Here is a 5895-nt window from a genome sequence, read left to right on the forward strand (position 1 = left end):
GCCATGCACAGGCCTTCGGGCGTGACGAATTCAAAACCGGCCGCACCGGAGAAGCTGCAGAAGCGCTCGGCGCGCGCCTGGCCTTGCCAATCGGTGTTGCCGCAGAAGCTCACCGCACCCAGGCCCAGCGACAGCGGCAGGCCGAGCGCCAGTTGCCCGGCCGGCAGCGCACCACGCTGCAGCAGCCGGCGGCTGGTGTCTTCCACAAAGAGGTGCAGGTCGCCCAGCCAAAGTTCGCGCACACGGCCTTCGAACGGGCCGGCCGAGAGCTGCGCATAGTCCTGCTGCCAGTGCTGCAGCAGCGCGGCCTGTTCGTCGGCATCCCCCGTCTGGCGCAGGTGCAGGCCGGGTGGCGGGCTGCCGGAGGCGGGTGACAGGGCGGGGAAGGGCTGGGCCATGGTTCCGTGGTCCGCTGGATGCGTGCAAGGTACGGGGGCGGCCGGGTGTTTGCAATCCATGTGCCACCTGAGGCAGGCCGATGACAGCGATGCGTGAACTTGCCGATTTCCGATAGCCAGCCCGCCTCGCGTTGCCGAAGATGGCCGCCGACCCTACCCATGTTGCAACCCATCATTCATTACCAGGAGGTTCCCATGAGCACCCCCGGACACCTGAAACCCACCTTGAACGCCTGGCACCTCTGGGGCCTGGCCGTCGGCCTCGTCATTTCGGGCGAATACTTCGGCTGGAGCTACGGCTGGGCCAGCGCCGGCACGCTGGGCTTCCTGATCACGACGCTGGTCGTGGCAGCGATGTACACCAGTTTCATCTTCAGCTTCACCGAGCTGAGCACGGCCATTCCGCATGCCGGTGGCCCGTTTGCCTACGCGGCCCGCGCGCTGGGCCCCACCGGCGGCTTCATTGCCGGCTTCGCGACGCTGGTGGAATTCGTCTTTGCGCCGCCCGCCATTGCACTGGCAATTGGCGCCTACCTGAACGTGCAGTTTCCGGGTGTGAGCCCGAAGCTGATGGCGGTGGGCGCGTACGTGATCTTCATGACGCTGAACATCGTCGGTGTGAAGACGGCCGCGACCTTCGAGCTGTTCGTCACCGTGCTGGCCATCGTCGAGCTGCTTGTCTTCATGGGCGTGGTCGCTCCGGGCTTCTCGGTGGCCAACTTCACGGCCAAGGGCTGGGCCGGCAGCGACACCTTTTCGCCCGCGGCGATCTCGGGCATGTTCGCAGCCATTCCGTTTGCGATCTGGTTTTTCCTGGCGATCGAAGGCGTGGCGATGGCGGCCGAAGAGGCCAAGGAGCCCAAGCGCACGATCCCCATTGCCTACATTGCCGGCATCCTGACGCTGCTGGTGCTGGCACTGGGCGTGATGGTGTTCGCCGGAGGTGCGGGCGACTGGTCCAAGCTGTCCAACATCAACGACCCGCTGCCGCAGGCGATGAAGATGATCGTCGGCGAGAGCAGCAACTGGTTGCACATGCTGGTGTGGATCGGCCTGTTCGGCCTGGTGGCGTCGTTCCACGGCATCATCCTCGGCTACTCACGGCAGATCTTTGCGCTGGCGCGTGAGGGCTACCTGCCGGGTTGGCTGGCGGCCGTGCATCCGACATTCGGCACGCCGTGGCGTGCCGTGCTGGCTGGCGGAGTGATCGGCATTGCCGCGATCTTCAGCGACGAGCTGATCACCATCGGTGGCCAGACGCTGACGGCCAACATCGTCACGATGTCGGTGCTGGGCGCGATCGTCATGTACATCATCTCGATGGTCAGCCTGTTCGCGCTGCGCAAGAAGGAGCCGAACCTGGAGCGGCCGTTCCCGGCCATTGCCTACCCGGTGCTGCCGGCGGTGGCGCTGGTGCTGGCCGTGGGTTGCCTGGTCACGATGATCTGGTTCAACCCGCTGGTCAGCGGCCTGTTCCTTGGCGTGATGGCGCTGGCCTATCTCTACTTCCGCCTGACCGTGGGTCAGCGCACTGCTGCTGCGGCGTTGCCAGGCGCAGTGGGTGCCAGTTCCTGATCGGCGCGACCTGACGCACACTGCACACATGCCGTATGCACACACCCTGGGGGGGCAGGTCTGGCAGTTTGCCGACCTGAAGACCTTGCTCGCGAAGGCCACGCCGCTGCGTTCAGGCGACGTGCTGGCCGGCCTTGCGGCCGGAACGGCAGCCGAGCGCATGGCCGCGCGGCTGGCGTTGGCCGAACTGCCGCTGAAGACCTTCCTCAGCGAGGTCGTCGTGCCCTACGAGGCCGACGAGGTCACGCGGCTGATCATCGACACGCACGACGCTGCCGCCTTCGCCGAGATCGCCCACCTCACCGTGGGTGATTTCCGCGACTGGCTGCTGGGCGAGCAGGCCGACGAAGCGGCATTGGCCCGCGTGCGCCGCGGCATCACGCCCGAGATGGCCGCTGCCGTCAGCAAGCTGATGCGCAACCAGGACCTGATGCTGGTGGCGCGCAAGTGCCGCGTCATCACCCGCTTTCGCAACACGCTGGGCCTGCCGGGCCGGCTGGCGATGCGGCTGCAGCCCAACCACCCGACCGACGACCCGCGCGGCATCGCGATCTCGATGCTGGACGGGCTGCTGTACGGCGTGGGTGACGCGGTGATCGGCATCAACCCCGCGGGCGACGGCATCGGTCCGCTGACCGGCCTGATGCATGCAGTCGACGAAGCCATCCAGCGCTTCGAGATCCCCACCCAGGCCTGTGTGCTCACGCATGTCACCAACCAGATCCAGGCCATCGAACAGGGGGCGCCGGTGGACCTGGTGTTCCAGTCGGTGGCCGGCACCGAGGCGGCGAACCGCAGCTTCGGCATTGACCTCGCGGTGCTGCGCGAAGCCCGCGAAGCGGCGCTCAGTTTGAAGCGCGGCACGCTGGGCGACAACGTCATGTACTTCGAGACCGGCCAGGGCTCGGCACTGTCCGCAAACGCCCACCATGGCGTGGACCAGCAGACCTGCGAGGCGAGGGCGTACGGCGTGGCGCGTGCCTTCGAGCCGATGATCTGCAACACCGTGGTCGGCTTCATCGGGCCGGAGTATCTGTTCGACGGCAAGCAGATCATCCGTGCCGGCCTGGAAGACCATTTCTGCGGCAAGCTGCTGGGCCTGCCGATTGGCTGCGACGTCTGCTACACCAACCACGCCGAGGCCGATTCGGACGACATGGACACGCTGATGACACTGCTCGGCGCTGCAGGCGTCACTTTCCTCATTGGCGTGCCCGGTGCCGACGACGTGATGCTGAACTACCAGAGCACGTCGTTCCACGACGGCCTGGTGCTGCGCGAACTGCTGGGCCTGCAGCGCGCCCCCGAATTCGAAGCCTGGCTGCAGCGCATGGGCGTGACGGGAGAGGCCGGCCAACTGCTGCCTGTGACGCCGAGCCACCCCTTGCTGCAGCACTTTGGATGAAGCTATGAGCGCTCCCGCACGGCCGCCCGAAGGGGGCGCTCCTTCCCTCATGGAGGGACCCACGAAGTGGAGGGTGCACCTGTGACCGACAAGCCCCTGATCACCGCCGATCCCTGGGCCGTGTTGCGCAACCAGACCCCGGCGCGCATCGGCCTGGGCCGCAGTGGGCGCAGCATGCCGACCAAGGAACTGCTGGCCTTCTCGGCCGCACACGCGCAGGCCCGCGACGCAGTGCACCTGCCCTTGCAGGCCGAGGCGCTGGCCGCGCAACTGGCCGACCTGTTCGGCGAACCCACGCTGCAACTGCGCAGCGCCGCGCCGGATCGCTCAACCTACCTGCTGCGCCCCGACCTGGGCCGGCGCCTGAGCGACGAGAGCCGAGCCTTGTTGTCGCAACAGACCCCCGCCGGTTGCGACCTGCTGCTGATCGTCGGCGACGGCCTCTCCGCCGCTGCCGTCGAACGCCAGGCCATGCCGATGCTCGCGGCCCTGCTGGCCACCAAACCTAAAGGTTGGCGCCTCGGCCCGCCTGTCCTGGCCACCCAAGCCCGCGTGGCGCTGGGCGACGAAATCGGCGAGCGCCTGGCCGCCGCCCAAGTCGCGATGCTGATCGGCGAACGGCCCGGCCTCAGCTCACCCGACAGCCTGGGTGTCTACCTCACCCATGCCCCCAAGGTCGGCCGCACCGACGCCGAACGCAACTGCCTGTCGAATGTGCGCCCCGAAGGTCTCTCGCACGCCGAAGCGGCTCGCAAGCTGTGGTGGCTGGGGCAGGCGGCGCGGCGGCTGCAGCTCACGGGGGTGGGGCTGAAGGATCACAGTGACATCCGTGCTCTGTCTTGACGCGAGCACCTGGCGGCTTGGCCTCGGCATCCCAATGTTCATGGGGGGTATGCTCAAGATCGTGGACTTGCGCCATCCGAGCGGATACAGCTTCTAGTATCGTCGACAAGGCGAACGCCATTGCGAATGATGGCTGCAGTTCAGGATGACGCCAACGACAGTCCTCAGGCCTTGGTGCCAGGAGATTGGATCAGTTGTTTTTTGGGAATTTCAGGGAGAGTAGACCGATGCGTAAGTTGGTTTTTGCGGGTTTGATTCTGTTGACCGGATGTGCCACGCAATGGGTCAAGCCAGGGGCTTCACCTGAGACACTGGCAGTGGACACTGGCACGTGTAAGGCCCAGGCGGAGAATACGCTCCCCCCCAAACTCGTGACGGTCAACGGTGGTTGGGCGACTCCCCCGAGAAGGGAATGCACGGGAGGGGCAGAGAAGGTCAGTTGCACGAGCATTCCAGGCGTGCCGGCAGCTCCTCGCTTGGTTGACGAGAACGAGCAAGCTCGCCAGAAGGCAACCGATGTTTGCCTGAGGAACATGGGCTGGACCAAAGGCTGAACTGTTGGGATCGCCAACAGTTCCATGAATTTCTGAATGGGCCTTGGGCAGGTGGTGCAGCGTCAAGCTTCCGAACGGGTATCGGCGGGCGTCCTGTGCTCACCTGCCGTGGCCACATCACGCACATTCTTCTGCACCGCCACCGCGGCAAACAGGCTCAGCACGAAGCCCATGGCGTAAAAGCCTTTTTCGCTGGGCGCGAGTTGGGCGTTCCACAGGCCGACGGCAAGCAGCGTGAGCGAGGCGGCCAGCGAGATCCAGCAGAGGGAGAAGTACATGCCGGTCACCGGCGTGCCTTCGAGTTTGTCGCGCACTGACTTCTGCAGTGACACCGCGGCGAACAGGCCGTACATCAGCAGCGTCAGGTAGTAGCCCTTTTCGTTGAGCTGCATGTTGGCGTTCCACAGGCCGATCAGGTAGGTGGCCGCGCCTACCACCAGTGCGAGCCACGAGGCACCGATGAAGGCAGAGGTGGGGCGTTGCAGTTGCGGCTTCATGGGTTCCTCCCGGCGATGTGTTGGGCTGTGACTGTACCCAACCGGCGCGCGCATGGGTTGCAGCGGGCCAGCGCTGCAACGGGAGGGTCAGTGGCGCCGGGTGTCGCGCAGGCTCTTCAACAGCGCGGTGGCGGCCAGCTCGGTGTTGAGCGAGCGTTCCAGCGGCGAACGGCACAGGCCGGCTTGCTCGTAGTGCTGGTTTTCGTAGAGCTCAGACAGCGCGGGGAAGGCCCGCAGCAGGTGTTCCAGGCCGTCATCCATTGGCGCCTGGGCCAGCAGTTGGCCAAGTTCCCGAACCAGCCGCTGGTATTGCTCGGCACTGGCCTCAAGGCGTTGACGTTCCAGCCGCTCCAGCAGCATGGCCAGCGCGGCCAGCGGCTTCAGGCGGGTGGGCAGCATGATCAGCGAAGGGTTGGCGTTCATGTGACTCATCTGCCATCGCCGCTGCGCTTTTCAAGGCCCTGGCATGGCAGATTTTGCCGGCTCGGGCGGCATGGCGGCGGCTTTCAGCACTTCGGCCGCCGCGGTCAGCCGTTGCGCGGCCAGCTCGATCAGGTCCAGCCGGCGCTGCAGCCAGCGCATCAGGTGGGCGCTTTCGCTGTCGCCGTCGGAGCCGGTGGGTG

General features: G+C 66.1%; 5 protein-coding genes and 1 pseudogene. 3 read left to right on the plus strand and 3 right to left on the minus strand.

The genetic code is table 11. From position 1 onward, the window contains the following. A pseudogene (locus FKP22_RS18680) lies at nucleotides 1-398 on the minus strand (hypothetical protein); the annotation flags it as partial. 195 nt (nucleotides 399-593) lie between these two features. Here FKP22_RS18680 and eat point away from each other — a divergent pair. The 3 genes from eat to eutC all read left to right on the plus strand — a co-directional run bounded on the left by eat (nucleotide 594) and on the right by eutC (nucleotide 4221). After that, nucleotides 594-1973: an ethanolamine permease gene (eat, locus tag FKP22_RS18685; protein WP_141289196.1), complete on the plus strand. Its 1380-nt coding sequence runs from the start codon at nucleotides 594-596 to the stop codon at nucleotides 1971-1973. Between the two features lie 28 nt (nucleotides 1974-2001). Beyond that, nucleotides 2002-3378: an ethanolamine ammonia-lyase subunit EutB gene (locus FKP22_RS18690; RefSeq protein ID WP_141289198.1), complete on the plus strand. Its 1377-nt coding sequence runs from the start codon at nucleotides 2002-2004 to the stop codon at nucleotides 3376-3378. A gap of 81 nt (nucleotides 3379-3459) precedes the next feature. Further along, nucleotides 3460-4221, plus strand: coding sequence for an ethanolamine ammonia-lyase subunit EutC (gene eutC / locus FKP22_RS18695; protein WP_141289200.1), 762 nt, complete (start codon nucleotides 3460-3462; stop codon nucleotides 4219-4221). A gap of 616 nt (nucleotides 4222-4837) precedes the next feature. Here eutC and yiaA read toward each other — a convergent pair. Then, nucleotides 4838-5272: an inner membrane protein YiaA gene (yiaA, locus tag FKP22_RS18700; RefSeq protein WP_141289202.1), complete on the minus strand. Its 435-nt coding sequence runs from the start codon at nucleotides 5270-5272 to the stop codon at nucleotides 4838-4840. Between the two features lie 87 nt (nucleotides 5273-5359). Continuing rightward, nucleotides 5360-5695 carry a hypothetical protein gene (locus tag FKP22_RS18705; RefSeq protein WP_141289203.1) on the minus strand — a complete coding sequence of 112 codons (336 nt, stop codon included), beginning with the start codon at nucleotides 5693-5695 and terminating at the stop codon, nucleotides 5360-5362. Nucleotides 5696-5895: the final 200 nt, after the last annotated feature.

Origin of the sequence: Ideonella azotifigens (assembly GCF_006519715.1) — a bacterium.
Lineage (GTDB): Bacteria > Pseudomonadota > Gammaproteobacteria > Burkholderiales > Burkholderiaceae_C > Ideonella > Ideonella azotifigens.